This is a genomic window from Raoultella sp. (genome assembly GCF_039594335.1).
Classification (GTDB): Bacteria; Pseudomonadota; Gammaproteobacteria; order Enterobacterales; family Enterobacteriaceae; genus Klebsiella.
Genome location: NZ_JBCNNS010000004.1, coordinates 1 through 17,000, shown reverse-complemented (window position 1 = coordinate 17,000; position 17,000 = coordinate 1). Strand labels below are relative to the sequence as shown.

General features: G+C 50.5%; 21 protein-coding genes. 2 read left to right on the top strand and 19 right to left on the bottom strand.

Annotation, left to right across the window (positions count from 1 at the left end):
* Positions 1 to 384: 384 nt before the first annotated feature.
* The 12 genes from ACZAHD_RS01080 to ACZAHD_RS01025 all read right to left on the bottom strand — a co-directional run bounded on the left by ACZAHD_RS01080 (position 385) and on the right by ACZAHD_RS01025 (position 7,475).
* Positions 385 to 1,443, bottom strand: coding sequence for a hypothetical protein (locus ACZAHD_RS01080; protein WP_462455145.1), 1,059 nt, complete (start codon positions 1,441 to 1,443; stop codon positions 385 to 387).
* A gap of 280 nt (positions 1,444 to 1,723) precedes the next feature.
* Positions 1,724 to 2,173, bottom strand: a complete 450-nt coding sequence (locus ACZAHD_RS01075; RefSeq protein WP_462455144.1) for a phage virion morphogenesis protein — start codon at positions 2,171 to 2,173, stop codon at positions 1,724 to 1,726.
* Positions 2,166 to 2,633, bottom strand: a complete 468-nt coding sequence (locus tag ACZAHD_RS01070) for a phage tail protein (RefSeq protein ID WP_462455143.1) — start codon at positions 2,631 to 2,633, stop codon at positions 2,166 to 2,168. Before ACZAHD_RS01070 ends, ACZAHD_RS01075 begins: the two co-directional genes overlap by 8 nt.
* Positions 2,596 to 2,847: an Rz1-like lysis system protein LysC gene (gene lysC / locus ACZAHD_RS01065; RefSeq protein ID WP_462455142.1), complete on the bottom strand. Its 252-nt coding sequence runs from the start codon at positions 2,845 to 2,847 to the stop codon at positions 2,596 to 2,598. Before lysC ends, ACZAHD_RS01070 begins: the two co-directional genes overlap by 38 nt.
* Complete coding sequence (lysB, locus tag ACZAHD_RS01060) at positions 2,729 to 3,160, bottom strand: Rz-like lysis system protein LysB (protein ID WP_462455141.1); 432 nt, start codon at positions 3,158 to 3,160, stop codon at positions 2,729 to 2,731. The genes lysC and lysB overlap by 119 nt, the downstream gene beginning before the upstream one ends.
* Entirely contained in the window at positions 3,157 to 3,654 is a 498-nt protein-coding gene (locus tag ACZAHD_RS01055; RefSeq protein ID WP_462455140.1) for a glycoside hydrolase family 24 protein, read from the bottom strand. Before ACZAHD_RS01055 ends, lysB begins: the two co-directional genes overlap by 4 nt.
* Positions 3,641 to 3,931, bottom strand: coding sequence for a phage holin family protein (locus tag ACZAHD_RS01050; protein ID WP_004195910.1), 291 nt, complete (start codon positions 3,929 to 3,931; stop codon positions 3,641 to 3,643). The genes ACZAHD_RS01055 and ACZAHD_RS01050 overlap by 14 nt, the downstream gene beginning before the upstream one ends.
* Before the next feature lie 4 nt (positions 3,932 to 3,935).
* Positions 3,936 to 4,139: a tail protein X gene (locus ACZAHD_RS01045; RefSeq protein WP_462455139.1), complete on the bottom strand. Its 204-nt coding sequence runs from the start codon at positions 4,137 to 4,139 to the stop codon at positions 3,936 to 3,938.
* On the bottom strand, positions 4,139 to 4,645 hold the full coding sequence (locus ACZAHD_RS01040; protein WP_462455138.1) for a head completion/stabilization protein: 507 nt from the start codon (positions 4,643 to 4,645) through the stop codon (positions 4,139 to 4,141). The genes ACZAHD_RS01045 and ACZAHD_RS01040 overlap by 1 nt, the downstream gene beginning before the upstream one ends.
* Before the next feature lie 96 nt (positions 4,646 to 4,741).
* Complete coding sequence (locus ACZAHD_RS01035) at positions 4,742 to 5,485, bottom strand: phage terminase small subunit (protein WP_462455137.1); 744 nt, start codon at positions 5,483 to 5,485, stop codon at positions 4,742 to 4,744.
* A gap of 3 nt (positions 5,486 to 5,488) precedes the next feature.
* Positions 5,489 to 6,547, bottom strand: a complete 1,059-nt coding sequence (locus ACZAHD_RS01030) for a phage major capsid protein, P2 family (RefSeq protein ID WP_462455136.1) — start codon at positions 6,545 to 6,547, stop codon at positions 5,489 to 5,491.
* Between the two features lie 73 nt (positions 6,548 to 6,620).
* Positions 6,621 to 7,475, bottom strand: coding sequence for a GPO family capsid scaffolding protein (locus ACZAHD_RS01025; RefSeq protein ID WP_462455135.1), 855 nt, complete (start codon positions 7,473 to 7,475; stop codon positions 6,621 to 6,623).
* 165 nt (positions 7,476 to 7,640) lie between these two features.
* On the opposite strand from ACZAHD_RS01025, the gene ACZAHD_RS01020 reads away from it, so the two are divergent.
* Both ACZAHD_RS01020 and ACZAHD_RS01015 read left to right on the top strand, forming a co-directional pair.
* Entirely contained in the window at positions 7,641 to 9,410 is a 1,770-nt protein-coding gene (locus ACZAHD_RS01020; RefSeq protein ID WP_462455134.1) for a terminase ATPase subunit family protein, read from the top strand.
* A complete protein-coding gene (locus tag ACZAHD_RS01015; RefSeq protein WP_462455133.1) occupies positions 9,410 to 10,453 on the top strand; it encodes a phage portal protein in 1,044 nt (347 codons plus the stop codon). Before ACZAHD_RS01020 ends, ACZAHD_RS01015 begins: the two co-directional genes overlap by 1 nt.
* A 309-nt stretch (positions 10,454 to 10,762) precedes the next feature.
* Here the strand turns inward: ACZAHD_RS01015 and ACZAHD_RS01010 are convergent, their stop codons facing one another.
* From ACZAHD_RS01010 to ACZAHD_RS00980, 7 genes are all read right to left on the bottom strand, one after another.
* A complete protein-coding gene (locus tag ACZAHD_RS01010; protein WP_462455132.1) occupies positions 10,763 to 11,425 on the bottom strand; it encodes a hypothetical protein in 663 nt (220 codons plus the stop codon).
* Entirely contained in the window at positions 11,406 to 11,795 is a 390-nt protein-coding gene (locus tag ACZAHD_RS01005; protein WP_282338057.1) for an STAS-like domain-containing protein, read from the bottom strand. Before ACZAHD_RS01005 ends, ACZAHD_RS01010 begins: the two co-directional genes overlap by 20 nt.
* Entirely contained in the window at positions 11,792 to 12,922 is a 1,131-nt protein-coding gene (locus ACZAHD_RS01000; RefSeq protein WP_282338059.1) for an ATP-binding protein, read from the bottom strand. Before ACZAHD_RS01000 ends, ACZAHD_RS01005 begins: the two co-directional genes overlap by 4 nt.
* Positions 12,923 to 13,319: 397 nt before the next feature.
* Positions 13,320 to 13,760: a DinI-like family protein gene (locus ACZAHD_RS00995; protein WP_282338061.1), complete on the bottom strand. Its 441-nt coding sequence runs from the start codon at positions 13,758 to 13,760 to the stop codon at positions 13,320 to 13,322.
* 115 nt (positions 13,761 to 13,875) lie between these two features.
* The gene (locus ACZAHD_RS00990) at positions 13,876 to 16,317 is read right to left on the bottom strand and encodes a replication endonuclease (protein ID WP_462455131.1); all 2,442 of its coding nucleotides are present in this window, start codon (positions 16,315 to 16,317) and stop codon (positions 13,876 to 13,878) included.
* Positions 16,317 to 16,550 (bottom strand): DUF2732 family protein, encoded by a 234-nt coding sequence (locus ACZAHD_RS00985; protein WP_122045601.1) that lies wholly within the window; start codon positions 16,548 to 16,550, stop codon positions 16,317 to 16,319. The genes ACZAHD_RS00990 and ACZAHD_RS00985 overlap by 1 nt, the downstream gene beginning before the upstream one ends.
* Positions 16,551 to 16,617: 67 nt before the next feature.
* The gene (locus tag ACZAHD_RS00980; RefSeq protein WP_462455130.1) at positions 16,618 to 16,956 is read right to left on the bottom strand and encodes a DUF5347 domain-containing protein; all 339 of its coding nucleotides are present in this window, start codon (positions 16,954 to 16,956) and stop codon (positions 16,618 to 16,620) included.
* Between the last annotated feature and the right edge of the window lie 44 nt (positions 16,957 to 17,000).

The window sequence follows — 17,000 nt, the reverse complement described above, 5'->3', positions numbered from 1 at the left end:
ACATAAAGCGTTAGCCCGTGATTATTATCTGAATCGTATGTGGAAAGCAGTCGAACAATCTAGCGAGCAATAAGCCAACACATCACCTGTTCTTTATCTTTTACCAACGTATTGATGCAGATTTGAATGACAACATTCACCTCACCTTTTACTCTCATTAAATATAGAATTCGGCTTCTATCTATCGTCTCTACAAAGAAGAGCGCTAAGGGAACATTTCTATCGCTTAAAGAAAAATTGTCCCCCGAGACTGTTTGGATAACACTAGAAATATATCCACCCAAAACGAAATTTGGAACTGATGTTTATTTCTTTAATCACACTCTTTCACCCAACCCTTATACAGCTCAATTATTAGGTATTTATTAACTTTTAAATTATTAGTTATCTGGTTAAACCTAGCAAGAAATTATCCACCAAAGAAAATAGATAATCAGATGGCTCTAAAATTTCAACCTTCTTATTCATCATTGCAACAAGATCATTGTCACATAGATTAATAATTAGCTTGCCGTGCTCTCTCATTGCGCCTTGACACATCATTTCTGCAGACTTAGATATATTTCTCCTCGATATTATAAATGCAACACTTCTGAATGATTTTGGCGATAAATACTTCTCAGTGGTAAGTATTTGCTGCTGACCAATAGGATCGGAATAATTTTTGAATTCAAAAACCACATATCTACTTTTCATTTCATTAATTATAAAACTCCACATGTCCGTATCTGATTTAACCCTGCAAACCAAATCGTAACGATATAAAGAATCAAAAGTGCTAAGTTGAGAATGCCAACCTGAAAGTTGCGGCTCAAAAATAAACCTCAAAATCTCCTTACAAATTTTCTCATAAGAAGGACCATCCCCCAACGGAGTTTCTTCTAAGTCTTTTTTTAATCTTTTCGATTTATTTAGTATCTCACTTGAATATTCGTCATTAACCTTTTGTATTTTCTCTAAACTTATGGAATTAAAATCCAAACTTATATTTGAGGCCTGCTCTATCTTTACTTCATCTTTACCTGGCTCTAAAATTTCATCTAGTTGGCTAGCTAGTCCCGCATTAATAATAGATAGTTTTAAAATATCATTTCTATCATAAATAGTCACTCCGTAAACTTCTTCAATCGATCTCCGTATCATTGGAGATACTATACATGAAACCATCAGAAGCTTACCTTTTTTATTTAAAGCCAATGATTTCCTTAATAACATTGAAGCAGCCCTATTGAGCAATACTGCATTCTCCCTTTCACTCCTGTAAAACTTAACTTCAACAACAAAGTCACCCACTATATTTTTAGCAAAAAAATCAACCTCAAACTTCTCTTTTTGAGCAGTTGTATGTAGGCTATTAAAACCATATATCTCATAGCCACTTTCAGCCAATATCTCAGAGCAGAGTTTTTCAAAGTAAGTATAAACATCATGCGATTTATTCATCTAACTTGACCTTCAAAAAAACCAAAGACTCTCATTATAGCATGTAAGAATTCATTTTTTAGATTTTATCATTCAATGCATATTTCTTTTTTATTGCGCACTTAATTGTACATATAAAAACAACCCCAACGACGCCTACACCCACAATAAGAACAATTAATTATAAAGCCGTGAGTATATAACTTTCATTTATAAAGCTACAGCCTTACTCACGGAGATAGCACGTCCGCTCCTCGCTGCCAGTAAAAACTGTATTAGCTCAAATCTGAGCTGATACAGTTCAATCAGAGAGGTAGTCGATAATGACGCTTTCCACAAGCTGACAGTCATCGTCGGTAAAGCCCAGTAGCTGGCGCTGCGGATACTCGACGGCGGCACTTTTGGGGGATGGTTTATCCTTGAGTCCGAGCTGATGCACCCGGGCGATGCGCTGCACTTTCCCGGTAAATTCCACCACCGCCGCGCTGTCGTTACCGCTCGCTTTCATATAGCGGTTAGTGCGCAGTTTCGCGAACATCTCGCGCTTAATCCGGCCTTGCTTTGCCCTGACGGGCTGGCGCTTACGCGGGGCAAATGGCGAACCGTCCGGGGCTTTCTGCGATTTAATGCGCTGCTGTTGCCGCTGGCGCAGTTTCTTCGCAATGTCGGCGGTCATCCGACGACGCCCGGCAGGGGAAAGCGCCGCTATCAATCCGGCAAGCTTGTCCTCAAAGGGTTTGAAGTCATTCATCCCATTGACTCACCAGTTCGCCCTTACTCCACATCTCGACAGGGCGCGTCACCGGCTCCGGCGGTGGCGGCTCCGGGATGTTCTCAACGTACATTGCGCCGTCGGCCTCTTTAACCAGCGTGCGTTCGGTCAGCAACAGGCTGATGCTGACATCGAGGCTGCTGTCGTTATTGATGTCAGCGTACCAGGCAAATCCGTTTTTTCTCCCCTCGTCGGTTGTCATGATGTCCGGTTGATTGACGCGCAGCCAGGCCATAATCGGTGCAAACAACAGGTCAATATCGTCGGTAAAATCCGTGACCACGATGTTAAGCGTGTACCGCTTTTCAAACGACAGGGAGCGCGCCAGCGTCGCCGTATTGTTGCCATCATCCAGACGTAGGCGAAGCATGTCGGGGTTGGTACGCAGTACCGGCACCGCATCAGTTAAGGCTTTTCGCAGACTGTTGGGCTTTAACATCGATTTCATCCTGACATTGTTTAACTGTATCGACCTGGATTGCGCAGCTCTTCAGAGCGTTTTCGAGCTGGCGTATATCCGCACTCAGGTCGCCATTAGTCACCGGGTCGCTGCCCGGCATCGGGCAGGGGCTGACCTTCGGGCAGGCGTTGTAAACAATCACCGGCGGCGGCATTGGCACAGGCGGCGCGCTGGTGCAACCGGCGCACAGCATCAGGTAAATCAGCGCGATACCAGCGGCGAAACGCGTCATTTTCATTGAGTAACCTCGTGATAGTTTGTTCACGCCTGAAGGCCAGCAGGTTAGCCGCTGTGAGCTTGTCCCTCATGGCGACCTGCGCCAGCTCTTTACGTTGCGACTGCTCTGCGGCAACGTTGAGCTGATTTTTCAGCATAGTGATCGTGGTCTTCTGCGTACCGGCGACCCGGTTCGCACGTTCAAAAGAGGCGCGCAAATTGCTGTTATCGTGTCGCATCCACAGCAGACCCGCACAGGCCAGCGCCAGCAGGATAATGACTGTTTTCATGCGGATACGCCTCCGGCATCGCGCCACACGGCGACCAGCCTGTCGAGGCTGTGCTCGCTCTGACCGTATCCGGCCCCCGGCAATGAAGCCCAGATATTGCGACAACGGGAAATGGCGCGTTCAATGCGCCCCTGTTGCAGGTCTTCCAGCGCGCCACGCTCCCGAATAAGCTGAATGGCGAGCCTGTCCTGTGATGCCGGGCTGAAATCCGGCAACGCGAGCTGCTTTTTGTAATACGGCCAGAACAGATAAAGCTGCTGGTAACGCCCGGATGCCGTGGATTTTTCCCCGCGACGACTGAAGACCTTCGCCGGGCGGCCACCGGCAAACGGGTGATCGCGATAGTCGGTAAAAATCTCCGGCTTACCATCGATACCGGTGACAATGACGTCGTACCCGTTGTTTTTCGTCAGCGTGTGCGTCGCCGTCCCCTCTGAAAACGCCAGCGTGTCGAGGAATGCCGCGACGTTGGGGTGTGTCTTAATGACCGCCATCGCTTTCCCCTTTTTTAATCCTGCGCTGAATCGCAATCTCCACCGCCTGATAACCGGCGATACCCAGCATGGAACCAAATCCGCACACGGCAGCAGGCGGCAGGTCGGGAAACTGCACCAGTGCCACCCCGGCCACCATTGAGACAAAGCCACCCAGCAACATGCGACCAATAAAAAGCCGGGCAGTAATGGGCTCACCACCGGCCAGCACTTTACCAACGACAATCAGCACGCCGATCACAAAGAGTGACAGGACGCTTTTTTCACCTTCCGTCATGTGTTTATTCCCACAGATTAATTGTTTCAGTTACGGGGGATGACTGGACGTCTGGCAACTCGATCACAGTGCCATGCGGCAATACTGCGCCGAGCTCGGCTACCCCCGGATTTGCGGCGAGCACCGACTCGAAGACCCCCTCAGTGCGCCCGTAATACCGGGCGCAAATCATGTCGAGCGTGTCGCCCTGTTGCGCGATGGCCTGCATCAGATTTGGCTCACGATGCAGCGGGGTTTGTCCTGGACGCGTGATACCGCCCAGCGCATGTCCCGCCACAGCTCGTCGACCGTGGTGTCGATGCTGTCGGCTTTCTTGTCGCCTCTGGCGCTGGCGTCCACACCGCGATAACGCTCATAGAGCGTGGCGGTCGCCATTGAGGTGACGGCGCGCAGGTAATAGAAAACGCGCACGCTTTCGCCGTCGAGGTCGTCAGCCGGCACGTCGGCCAGCGTGTTAACCCCCCCGGCAATCTGCTGTTCCCGCCACAAAAACAGCTCGGCATTGGTTTCGGCGATGCCGGTTTTGATGGCCTCACGCAGCCGGGCCGGCGCGACGGTCTGCTCAAGTCGCATCCCTTCACGCACTCGTTTCGGGTCGATGTCAGGAAAGAAAAACGTGTTTTTAATCACCGGCTCATCGCTGGCAGGCGGCGGGATGACCACCACACCACCCGGCTGCGGCTCATCGTTCTTTTTAATAATCAGCGTCGTCATGACTACCTCTGAATAGGTGGGCGGTGGACGCCGGTCTCAGGTCGGGTAAAACACCCTCATCGACCGGCGTGCCGCCCTGGCGCGGGGCGCATTCTGTTAACCGGGGTTCTTTTTCGGTCGGCCACGTTTAACCGGTGCCGTGGTTTTCACGGCGCGCGGCGCGCTTGCCGGGGCTTTAACGACCGTTGCCGGTCTGGGCTTCAGCTCACGCTCAAGCCTTTCAATGTCTTTTTTGACGCCTGCCTGACAGTCGAGCTGCATCGCTCGCCTGAAGTGGGCCAGCGCGTCGGCGGGCTGTTTGTTATCCCGCAACACCTGACCGGTGATTTTGTGCAGTTTTGCGCGCACCTCGTCCGGCATATCGGCGGCGGCGGTCAGCGCCAGCGTGTCGAGCAACTGGCAGATGACGACCGGTTCACCGGCGGCATGGGCGCGCATGGCGGCGAGTGCCACCTCTTCGGTGAACATGTACTGCGGCGGTCGGCGGTGCCTGCCTGGCATGGTCAGACCGTACTTGAAGGCGTAGCGGGCGATGTCCATCGCGCCGCCGATATCGCCGACATCAAGACGCCACAGCATGACGGTCATCACGATGTCATCCTGCGCGCCTTTGCCCTGTTCCAGCACGCCACTGATCCACGGCAGATAGAACGGCAGCAACTCGCGCTTTTTCCTGGCTTTCAGCTCTTTACCAAAGATGGCTTTTAACGTGCGTTGGTCTGCGGCCAGCTTAACCAGCATCTGCTCGTAGGCAGTGGCATGCCGCAGCGGGTTATTTTCCCGCTGCGCGGTTTCAATGGCCGAGACCCGCATCATGTGACGCTGTGCGGGGCTCGTCATCGGTTAGCCCTCCGGTTGCGCGGCAGAGAAATCGCCCAGCTTGATATTTTCAATGAAGCACCCGGCAGCGTAGGTTTCGACCACATAATCGATGTTCATCGATTCGTAGTTTTCCACCTGGTCGAGCTTCGGGTTTTCGATGATGGAGCGGCGGTGACTTTCGTCCATGAAATAAATGGACAGGTTATCGAGACGCGTCACCATAATCGCGTTCGGCGGGAAATACGGCACACGCACGGCGGGCAGGTTGCCGATGCGTTTCTGGCTGATGATGATGTCAGCCGCCAGCGCTTCGGTGTTGGGCTGGTCTTTGTTGACGATGGGGAAATATTTGTCGGCCAGCAGCTTACGCCCCACAATCGCCACGAGCTCAGAATCTTCCTGATAAATCTCGTCAATCAGGTTGTCGGTGGCATCCATGACCAGCGCATCGAGGTTAACGTAATCGCCATTTTTACCCACGCGGATCACGGCGGAAACGACGTTTCCTTCCTCGTCGACGATTTTACTCATCACGCGGGTCGGCGCTTCATTACGGTATTTCTGCGGCCAGCCCACGGCGACATCCTGCAGCATCGGATGGGCTTTGCGGTCAGAGGTTTCGGCACGCTCAACGCCATTGAACCCGGCCATGATGAAATCAAGCGCCTGTCGCTGGATGATGGCATCGCGAATACGGCGCTGGAAGTCCTGGAAGCGCGCCCACAAATCCAGCTTTTTATACTTGAAGTGGAAGTCAAAGTTGACCTGGTCGCACTCGTATTTTCTGGACTCCAGCGCGGTAAAGTCGGCGGTTTTACGCTCCTGGCCGCTGTTGGTGTCCGTGGTGCTGGCGATGGTGCCATTGACGCCAACGCCAATTTTTTCACCCTTCAGCTCATCCACCGGCACGATGTTAATTTTCTGCAAAAAGGCCGAGGACATCTGCACGGTGTTCATCATGGTTTGCGTGACGGACGGCTCGACAGAGAATTTTTTACTCACATCGTCCGGGTCGATGCCGTTCAGCTCGGCAACGCGGGACAGATAGCCATTGAATTTAAAACGGGTTTCCTGACGCATAGTCTTTCCTGTTGGGTTAAATCGGGTTGTCTGACCGGGCAAAGCTGTTGCCCGGCGATAAATTCACGACCGTTTAGCAGTCAGTCAGCAGCTCATCACCTCCGCCACCGGTGGAGAGCTTGCGGCGGGGCTGCGTGGTGCTTTCGGTGTTATCCAGCGTGGTTTTTAACTGGCTGAATGCCTGGCGGGTCTGGTCGGCTTTACTGGTGACGTCCTGTTTCAGCGTCGCAAAGGCATTTTCCAGCGCGGCAAGACGCTGCTCCGTGGCGGTGAGGTTGTCCTGCACATGTTCAGTGACGGTCGTCACGGCTTCATGCACATCCTGAAAACGGGCGTCATCACTGGCCTGTTTGCGGCTGAAAATCGTCTTCACTTTGTCGCTCAGGGCGGTAAAGACATTTTCCGCCTGGTCTTCAAACTCCAGCTCGGCGAGGGTGGCAACAGAAATCAGGTTGCCCGGTGCAGCTTTGAAGCGGTTAAGGGGGTTAAATTTGGCCCCCCGGCAAAATTCGAGGTATTCGGTGCCGAGGCTGGCCGGGTCATCGGTCACCGCCAGGCCGACCAGGTAGCATTTACCGCTATTGGCGAAATTCGGCTGAATTTCCATTGAGGTGTAAACCTTCTGCAATTTTTTATTCATTGCGATCAGGTCATCGGTCGGGGTGATTCTGGCGAACAGCGCCAGCTTGCCTTTCAGTACCGAATCGTCGTCAATCTTTTCAGACTTCAGCTCAACCACATCGCCGTAACGGCTGAACGGGCCATCCGGCAGGATGCCTTTCAGGTGTTCGAGGTTAATGCGGCAACCGTAGACGCGGGGGTCAAAGGTCCCGGCCATTTCCTGAATATCCGTCGCGCTGATAACGCGGCCGTCACAGGTATCGCCTTCGACGCCGATGCGAAACCATTTTGAAACTTTTTTTGCCATTGTCAGGAGTCCTGATATCGGGTTAACGGGTCGGGGTTAGTTTCCCGACGTCGCCGCCCACCCGCCATCTGTCCCGGATGGCTTATCCCTCACACAACAGCACCTTAGCGATTCGCATCACCCGTTTCTTTAGCCTTACCCTGTATCAATCACGGCGAGGCATCCATGACCATCACCACCGACACCACTTTATTAAACGACCCTCGACGCCAGGCGGCTTTACTGTACTGGCAGGGGTTTTCCGTGCCGCAGATTGCCGACATGTTGCAGACCAAACGCCCGACGGTGCAGAGCTGGAAACAGCGCGACCAGTGGGAGGAAACCGCACCGCTGAACCGGGTCGAAAGCACCTTAGAGGCCCGGCTGATTCAGCTTTATGCAAAGCCCAACCTGACACCCCACGATTTCAAGGTGGCGGATTTTCTGGCCCGACAGATGGAGCGCTTTGCGCGCATTAACCGCTATGGCCAGACCGGAAACGAGGCTGACCTTAATCCCAACGTGGCCAACCGCAACAAAGGCGACCGCAAAAAGCCGACAAAGAACTTTTTCAGCGACGAGGCTATCGAAAAACTGGAAGAGATTTTTTTCGCGGAGTCTTTCGAGTATCAGCTCCGCTGGCACCGCGCCGGGCTTGAGCACCGCATTCGCGACATTCTGAAATCGCGCCAGATTGGGGCGACGTTCTACTTTTCCCGCGAGGCGCTGCTGCATGCGCTGAAAACCGGCCATAACCAGATTTTCCTGTCGGCGAGTAAAACGCAGGCGTATGTATTTCGTGAGTACATCATCCAGTTTGCCCGCCGGGTTGATGTGGAGCTGACCGGCGACCCGATTGTTATCGGCAACAACGGCGCAAAACTGATTTTTCTCGGCACCAACTCCAACACCGCGCAGAGTCATAACGGCGACCTGTATGTCGACGAAATTTTCTGGATCCCTAACTTCCAGAAACTGCGAAAAGTGTCGTCGGGCATGGCCTCACAAAGCCACCTGCGCAGCACCTATTTTTCGACACCTTCCACCCTGGCGCACGGCGCTTACCCGTTCTGGTCGGGGGAATTATTTAACCGTGGCCGCGCCCGCGCCAGCGAGCGGGTCGACATCGATATCAGTCATGACGCCCTCGCCGCTGGCGTGGTATGTCCTGACGGCCAGTGGCGGCAGATAGTCACCATTGAGGATGCGCTCGCCGGGGGCTGTACGCTGTTTAACCTTGAGCAGCTCCGGCAGGAAAACAGCGTCGACGACTTCCGTAACCTGTTTATGTGCGAGTTCGTTGACGACAAGGCGTCGGTGTTCCCGTTCGAGGATTTGCAGCGCTGCATGGTCGACAGCCTGGAAGAGTGGGAAGACTTTGCGCCGTTCGCCGACAACCCGTTCGGCTCCCGCCCGGTATGGATTGGCTACGACCCCTCGCACAGTGGCGACAGCGCCGGGTGCGTGGTGCTCGCGCCGCCGGTTGTCGCCGGGGGCAAGTTCCGCATTCTGGAGCGTCACCAGTGGAAAGGCATGGACTTCGCCACACAGGCCGAATCCATTCGCCAGCTCACCGAAAAATACAACGTCGAGTATATCGGTATCGATGCAACCGGCCTCGGTATTGGTGTTTTCCAGCTGGTTCGCTCGTTTTATCCCGCCGCCCGCGATATCCGCTACACGCCGGAAATGAAAACCGCGATGGTGCTGAAGGCAAAAGACGTTATTCGCCGCGGCTGTCTCGAATACGACGTCAGCGCCACCGACATCACCACCTCGTTTATGGCTATCCGCAAGACCATGACCAGCAGCGGGCGCAGCGCCACCTATGAGGCCAGCCGCACCGAGGAAGCCAGTCACGCGGACGTCGCCTGGGCGACCATGCACGCGCTGTTAAACGAACCGCTTACCGCTGGCAGCGGCCAGGCAACATCATCCATTCTGGAGTTCAACTGATGAGCAAATACAAAGGCCGCAAGCCACAGCCACAAAAGCGCCCGCGCAACATGAAAGACAGCGCGCCCCAAAAAATGGAGGCGTTTACCTTTGGTGAACCGAGCGCCGTGCTCGACCGCCGCGATATTCTGGATTACGTGGAATGCGTCAATAATGGCCGCTGGTTCGAGCCACCGGTCAGCTTTAACGGGCTGGCAAAAAGCCTGCGCGCCGCCGTTCATCACAGCTCGCCGATTTACGTTAAGCGTAATATTCTGGCCTCAACGTTTATTCCGCACCCGCTCCTGTCACAACAGGACTTCAGCCGCTTCGCGCTTGATTTTCTGGTGTTTGGCAACGCGTTTTTAGAACTCCGAAAGAGTGTCACTGGTCGCCCGTTGAAGCTGGAAGCGTCACCGGCGAAATACACGCGGCGTGGTATTGAGGAGGATGTCTACTGGTGGGTGCCGTCATTCGACCAGCCGCACCCGTTCGCGCCGGGATCCGTATTCCACCTGCTGGAGCCTGACATCAACCAGGAGCTGTACGGCATGCCGGAATATCTCAGCGCTCTAAACTCAGCCTGGCTGAATGAAGCGGCGACGCTGTTCCGTCGCAAGTATTACCAGAACGGGGCTCATGCGGGTTACATCATGTATGTGACGGACGCCGCGCAAAGCGGTACCGATGTTGAGGCGCTGCGCGATGCGATGCGCAGCTCGAAGGGGCTCGGCAACTTCAAAAATCTGTTTTTCTACGCACCGCACGGAAAACCGGACGGCATTAAAATTGTGCCGCTCAGCGAGGTGGCCACGAAAGACGACTTTTTCAATATCAAGAAAGTCAGCGCCGCCGACCTGCTCGATGCGCACCGCATCCCGTTCCAGCTGATGGGCGGTAAACCCGAAAACGTCGGCTCGCTCGGTGACATAGAAAAGGTGGCAAAGGTGTTTGTCCGTAACGAGCTCATCCCGTTACAGGACCGGATGCGTGAGGTCAACGCGTGGGCCGGTCAGGAGGTGATCCGGTTCAAAAGTTACACCCTCGACACCGAAAATGACTGATTTCCGCCGCCTCCGGGCGGTTTTTTCTTACCCCCACGCCTGACCGCCTCAGAAGCCCGCCACACCGTCGGACACCCCCGCACCACCCACAGATACCCGCGCGGCACTGCGACGCGCTCAGGCGCTGAAAATAAATGCATAAATGTAGCCTGGCGCGCAGTGCTTTCCCCGCCTCGCCTGCCCGCTTCGTGGGTCGGAATTAATGCAGTTGCATTCATCACCCACACCGTATAAACACTATAGTCGGGTGACAAATCCTGATTAAAAAAATGAATGCAAATTCATGCATCAAGCAAATGCATGACCTACCTAGAATTTAATGGTATTCAACAATACGCGAAACGCCACACATTTTGTTGAAATAGCAGAGACTTTACCTTTATCTTGTTTTCTAGTCTGAGTTTCAAAGTCATCACCAGTTATGATATCAAAAAGCTCATTATGAAAACCTCTTAACTTTGACTCAATTTCTTTTCTTTTAAGCCTAGACACCTGTGAAACATATATGGTTATAGTCGAATTTATTATATTTAAACTCGCTTTAATTCTCATTTCCTCTTCTAAAAGAGATTTAGCCGATTTTTTTGAATAACCTTTCAACCAATAACTTATTGCATCTGTACGCAATTCGTTAACTACATCTGAAATGCTCTCAAGAAGTTTAGTTTTAGCCTCTCTCTTAACAACAGAGCGCCAATGTATTTTATTATAAATAAATGCAGCCGTAGCAGCGCACGTTGTGCTTATCAAGGCAGTGATAAGCGAAGATGATAAAAGAGGAGCCTTAGGTGGGTTTTGTATTGCATCAACAATGTTCGAACTGGCAACCTCAATTACGGTACCAATATCTTTCACCGGATGATTGGAACTCAAGACTTCTGAATTATCCGTCTTAACAATCAGTAAATTAGGTGAAAAATCACTAGAGTTTTCACCTAAAGCAAATATCGTATTATTCGGCAGTTGGTTCATATTGTTTTGAATTAAACTGTGCCTCTTTGATATATTGTTCTATTTTCTTTTTATAGAACTCGAAGTCAGGGTTAGTATATTTAATTTCAATTTTAGCAAGTAACTCATTTGCTTGCATGTACCCATATTTCACCATGCCCGCAAAGCCTTCCACTAAAAAAGACGAACCATATCCTTCGACATCATCATCGATGACTATCTGTAGTTTTTCCCCGGAGTGCAGCGAATTAAGACGATTCCGTAAAAAATCCTCTCTGAAACGTTCGCCACTTGCCGTCCCGTCGCTACGGTATCGGCCTCTAGGGACCTTTGAGAACTCTGAACCAATCTTCAATGTTTTCATGAGGCTGGCAACCAATTTAACAATCATAGCTTTGTACTCCATACTATCAGTGTACCACAAACAGGTAGAGTGAAGCTTACTGATTTTACCTCAATTTTGTTATTGTGCTGTGAATATTTGTAAAGTCCTTTACCACTCATAATGGAAAGATAGCCTTCGCCTCTTTGCTTGATGAATTCCAACAAATCCTGCAGGCCTTTACCTCTATCTATCTCACCGGTGCTAGAACGTTTAATTTCAACAGCCGCTTTTAATAATTGCTCATCTCTTTTACGCTCTGCCAGAGGTAACCTAGAAAGATAACTCAATACTTTTTCATGAATTTTAGATTCAGGTAGTGAACCAGGAATAGTTATCCCCTGATCGTAAAAAACCACCTTTATAACTCTATTCTCACCATCATATGAAGCTGTCAAATACCATTTTTTATCATCTTCATGATACCCTTTATTGTCAGGATATGCATGATGAACAACATTTGTAATAGCCTCAGATAATCCACTATACAAAAACGTCCATTTCCCTAAATCTTCCCCAACGATACGTTTTATTTCTCTTTTCAGATGTTGAGTTTTTTCATCATCATGCAAATGACCTTTCATATATTTTACAAAACTAATATTGCTTGGTTCTTTTTCTTTTTCAAGCTCGAAACTATCTTTATTACTAAATAAATCAAAAAAGCCTAACTCATCGAATTGAGAAAGTATGTTTTTATCCCAAGATTTAACTTTTGGTCGTAAACGCTTCCTTACAGAGTCATCCCATTTTGATAACTCCGCCGTTAACACCAAAGCAGCAGAAGCAGATATGTATCGTATCTTTGAAAAATCAACAAAACAAAGGCGGTAACATTGATTATTAAACATCTTACGCCCTGTAAGATGTCTTATCGTTTGTATCGCCTGCATTGTTCTATGATAATTGTTTGAAAAATTCATTACTGTTGGTAATGTAAGAAAAAGATCTCTATTTCTCTTGATTTCGCAATCCAATCCACTTTTAATTTGGGCAGTGATCCAACGATTAATTTTAGATGCTTTTGAAATAGGGGTGATTTTGGCGCGACCAGCCTCCAAAATATCTCTTCCCGTGCGATGTAAATAAGCACGTAAGATATCTCTATCTCTCTCTCTTTTGGTTATTTTTTTCATTTCGCCCCCTCAGGAAATCGTCGCATTTAACAACGTTTTCGCACCTTTTTCAATTGGTTGTATCAAATTTTGTAGATAGTACGAAACTAAAGTCTTTTCGCTTTAACTCGCGCTACCCCCCTCCCCCAAGAACTCCGAGTTAAGTTGGATAATTTATTGTTTATCCTTAAAAAATGTTTTTTGTACCACCCACGAACCAAGTTTTGAAGTGCCCAGGACTGCCGGTATAGCTGCTTGTAACGAATGAGCGCAGCAGCTAGTGTTCTGCTTTGTTCATCTGGATAGAAGGCGCATCAAAATACGAGCTCAACTTATGATTACCCTATATCTGTAATCCCCATAAAAAACAACCCCATGCTATAAAACACAGGGCCCAGGCTTGCACATTTTTCAGGAACTAACGCCAGCTCTCGTCTTCCCACACTTCCTGAAGGATACCGTCCAACGCTTCACGGTCTGACTCTTGGTCAAACCCCACCAGTTCAACGCCCGTCATAGACCCTTTTTTTACCGTCACTCTCGTTGATGGGAAAATTGATTGCACCCGTCGAGTCAATTCGCACTGGAAAGCATCGACAACTTGCTGCCCAATTTTTTGGTCTTTATCCAACGTGATGTTAACCCTCACTTCGCCCCCTTTTTTTAATCTTTGTTCAATAGGAGCGGGAGCGAAAACTACTGAAAAAGAGTTATTTTTCATCAAGTTCCCTCTCGCAATTTCCGCAATTAAATTCAAAGCAATTTCACGATCTCTTTCCTGACAAACACACTCTGTCGTCAGACGCGCAATCATCTCGACCCGTTCAATCATGACTTGCTCGTTTAACTCTCTATCCACACAACCTCCAATACGCGAAACTGTATAAATATACAGTACCACGTCTCTATAAAAAGATGAAAGAGAAAAGTGACACTACAAAATGACGTATGTGCATGATATGGATATGGATTAGTTACGGTCTCGACTTAGTAATTGACGCTAACCCCGCAACTCGTTCTAGGATTTTTCTGGCCTGTGCCCGGTGTGAAGGTGCTGCCGGGAAAATTTCTCCGGTTGCGGAACCACGGAACCATTTGCCATTTATGCAGCTTTTGCCACCGGATATCAGGTGCAGCGCCTCACCCCGGCTGATGGTTTCGCCGGTTGCGAGCAGAATATCGTCTATTGTTCTGTCAATTGCAGCGCTTTGTTTACCCGTTCCGTGGACAAACTCCCGCCTTGTGACTCGTTTCTTATCCCTGAGTCTGGCCGTTAACATCCTCCTTTCAGTTCTGCTCAACGGTTTGGATAAATCCAGCCCCGGCGGATCGCTTTCGCCTCCCGTACAGTTATTGACAGAACTCCGAGAGGGCGCAGGAGCGCCCTTAACGTCAACGGCCAAATCAACGGCACGCTTCGGCACAATTTTCCACTGCGTTAGCCGGGTTAAAATCGGGGTGTCAGCGCCGACGGCGGAATCGTACACGCCACGAATGCAGACAGTTTCCTCGCCATACTGGTTAAACTCGGCCCGCGGTTCATACAGCGTGCGCACCTGTAAATCATCGCGACGGACAAACGGGCCTCCCTGCGCATTAACGTAACCAGCCCAGTCACCGGCGTCAGCGGCATCATGAACGGCGGCAAACTCAACGCTTAAACCGTGCGCGGTCTCGGTATCAGCGAGACGACGTAACTCACGATATACCGTCACCGGCGCGCCACCGATAAACTGAAATTGACGGATGTGCCAGCGAGCCGCCCATGCAGATACTGCAGGGGCTGTCTCTTTCAGCAGTTCACCGCTTTCGTCATCGGTTTCACCATCGAGAGCATAGCCATCGATATTTTTCGAAATGTATTTAGCAACATAGCCGGTAGCGCTACCCTTTTCCGGGTCAATGGCCTCGGCATGAAAGCGCGCTTTTTTGGCTTTATCGCTTCTCAGTTCGTGGCGGTCTTCCTCCCACGCATAATCACGGATGATAAGGCGCACGCGCTCGACGTCTTCCGGCAACATGAACATAAGCATGTGCCAGTGCGGCGTTCCGTCGTGATGAGGCTCGGCAACACGTATGCCGAAAATGCGGATTTCTTCCCGATGCAACTTGGCGCGAATTCGCGCCCAAAGTCCGGTGAGATAATTCTGCGTGTCCGACGGGCTGGCTCCGTTCCATTTGCTGTTACGGTATCCCGCTTTAGTCGTGGCGTGATATTTAGATGGTGCTGTCAGGGTGTAAAACTCCCCGACATAACCGAGCTCATTGCAGATATTTTCAAACCCACGGATGCGGGTCATCAGTTCGCAGCGGCGTATCGCAGGGTTAGCGACCGAACCGTCGTATTTTTCAATCAGGCTGATGCGGTTGCCGTCTTCGTCTTCGAGATCCAGCCCCTTGAGAAACTCACGCGTGCGGCGCTTCTGCTCGCGCCAGTCTGTCACGCAGTTTTTACTCGCGTAGGCGTGCTTTTTCTTGCTGACGTTGCCGACTGCAATTTGTAGGTGTTCGCGCCATGCCGATGCGACACGACGCAGACGATTACGCCACCATGACTCAGTAAACATACGGATAACTGCGGGGGCGATATCATCTTTGTTGAAGTATTTATTTGCCACGCGCTCCCAATGGGGAGGCGTGACATTGAATTGCAGAGAAATAAAACCAGCGTGCATGTACCAGGTGTAAAGCGTTTTGAGCTCACCAAAACCTGAATCATCAATATTTGCCAGCTCAGAACGAATAAAGTTAGCAATGTCACCGGCCAGCAGGTCAACATCGGCGCGCGACATATCAGGAAGACGGTTATATCTGGCGACAAGATTAACCATACGTGATGCCAGATATTGCATGAGTCGGGTATCAAAATGACCACCGAAAACGGCGGTTGATACATTGCTGTTGATACCCGCGCTCTCGTATTTTTTTGCGACCAGTTCAAGACGCGGCAATGCCTTTTTGCAGAAACTGATTAAAAAAGCATTGGCTCGTTGACTGCCCTGATTTTGCTCCAGCACCGTAGCGGTGCGATAAACGTCAAAGCGCACGCACTCGGGCTGGAGAGAAAGCTCTTTTCTCGCATGCAGCAAAGCCACGAACATACGATCGCGGCGATGCTGTTGGTCATAGGTAAGATATGGGCTGGCTATTGCCGACCGTGGAGCATTCCACGGAAAAGCGAATTGAACAGCCAATTCATACCCCCGATAGTGCTTTAATTTAAGCTCGGCGATTTGCTGGCAGGTCACGCAAAAGGCCACGCCTGGAATCGCAATACGGCGAGCTTCCGGGATTGGTGCGTCACATTCCTCACAGAGAAAGCGGGAAGGCGCAGCGATACGGCTGCGCGCGTTGTTGATGAGGCGTTCGCGGTCTTCTTGCTCGCGCAGTTGTGCTAAATCCATTGCGTCGGCCACTAGTGGATCTCCATAGCCTGATGGCGGTAAATTTCGCTTTCCTGCAACAACAGCTCCAGTGCCTCGTTAATGTCGAGTTGGTTGGTTTTAATGTGGTTAGCGAGGTTAACCATGCGGCTTGCCATAATTTCCGCACGCGCGCGGCGCTCTTGCATCCTCGCGTCCGTCAACAACTGGTTAAGGCCAGACTTATCTACTGTGGTTTTAGTGGTACGAGTTGCGGTATTACACATAATTGACTCTCCTGATTTCGGGCAATAAGAAGCCCGGCGGGTTTACGCCATTAAATTTCTGTTTGGATTAATTCGGCATGGTTAGCCGTTTGGGAAATAAGCTCACTACTGCGCGAAAATGGTTCATAGCTGTAATAAGCGCCTTTTTCTCGTCAGTAGTCAGCTCACTTAATTCGAGCTCATGACGAGCCGCCGGTATTTTTGCCAGAAAGAAAATAGCGGCCAGCGCCCGATTATTTTCTTCAAATTGTGGGTCACGTTTATCGCGCATATCATCGACAAAACGCTCAACCTCTTTCCAGCTATCGCCCCAATATCTCGCGCGCAATTCAGCCACATGATTAAGACCGGCGAGACGCTCACCCGCCTTTAGCGGAACAGTCGTGGAAACAGCTTCGATAGCCATGATTCCCCCTGCTTTTGAGTGGAGAGGCCAGCCAGTAAATCAGC

Coding starts and splice junctions, on each gene's coding strand:
- ACZAHD_RS01080 (WP_462455145.1), bottom strand. CDS start 1,443: ATGAATAAATCGCATGATGTTTATACTTACTTTGAAAAACTCTGCTCT.
- ACZAHD_RS01075 (WP_462455144.1), bottom strand. CDS start 2,173: ATGAATGACTTCAAACCCTTTGAGGACAAGCTTGCCGGATTGATAGCG.
- ACZAHD_RS01070 (WP_462455143.1), bottom strand. CDS start 2,633: ATGTTAAAGCCCAACAGTCTGCGAAAAGCCTTAACTGATGCGGTGCCG.
- lysC (WP_462455142.1), bottom strand. CDS start 2,847: ATGCTGTGCGCCGGTTGCACCAGCGCGCCGCCTGTGCCAATGCCGCCG.
- lysB (WP_462455141.1), bottom strand. CDS start 3,160: ATGAAAACAGTCATTATCCTGCTGGCGCTGGCCTGTGCGGGTCTGCTG.
- ACZAHD_RS01055 (WP_462455140.1), bottom strand. CDS start 3,654: ATGGCGGTCATTAAGACACACCCCAACGTCGCGGCATTCCTCGACACG.
- ACZAHD_RS01050 (WP_004195910.1), bottom strand. CDS start 3,931: ATGACGGAAGGTGAAAAAAGCGTCCTGTCACTCTTTGTGATCGGCGTG.
- ACZAHD_RS01045 (WP_462455139.1), bottom strand. CDS start 4,139: ATGCAGGCCATCGCGCAACAGGGCGACACGCTCGACATGATTTGCGCC.
- ACZAHD_RS01040 (WP_462455138.1), bottom strand. CDS start 4,645: ATGACGACGCTGATTATTAAAAAGAACGATGAGCCGCAGCCGGGTGGT.
- ACZAHD_RS01035 (WP_462455137.1), bottom strand. CDS start 5,485: ATGACGAGCCCCGCACAGCGTCACATGATGCGGGTCTCGGCCATTGAA.
- ACZAHD_RS01030 (WP_462455136.1), bottom strand. CDS start 6,547: ATGCGTCAGGAAACCCGTTTTAAATTCAATGGCTATCTGTCCCGCGTT.
- ACZAHD_RS01025 (WP_462455135.1), bottom strand. CDS start 7,475: ATGGCAAAAAAAGTTTCAAAATGGTTTCGCATCGGCGTCGAAGGCGAT.
- ACZAHD_RS01020 (WP_462455134.1), top strand. CDS start 7,641: ATGACCATCACCACCGACACCACTTTATTAAACGACCCTCGACGCCAG.
- ACZAHD_RS01015 (WP_462455133.1), top strand. CDS start 9,410: ATGAGCAAATACAAAGGCCGCAAGCCACAGCCACAAAAGCGCCCGCGC.
- ACZAHD_RS01010 (WP_462455132.1), bottom strand. CDS start 11,425: ATGAACCAACTGCCGAATAATACGATATTTGCTTTAGGTGAAAACTCT.
- ACZAHD_RS01005 (WP_282338057.1), bottom strand. CDS start 11,795: ATGATTGTTAAATTGGTTGCCAGCCTCATGAAAACATTGAAGATTGGT.
- ACZAHD_RS01000 (WP_282338059.1), bottom strand. CDS start 12,922: ATGAAAAAAATAACCAAAAGAGAGAGAGATAGAGATATCTTACGTGCT.
- ACZAHD_RS00985 (WP_122045601.1), bottom strand. CDS start 16,550: ATGTGTAATACCGCAACTCGTACCACTAAAACCACAGTAGATAAGTCT.
- ACZAHD_RS00980 (WP_462455130.1), bottom strand. CDS start 16,956: ATGGCTATCGAAGCTGTTTCCACGACTGTTCCGCTAAAGGCGGGTGAG.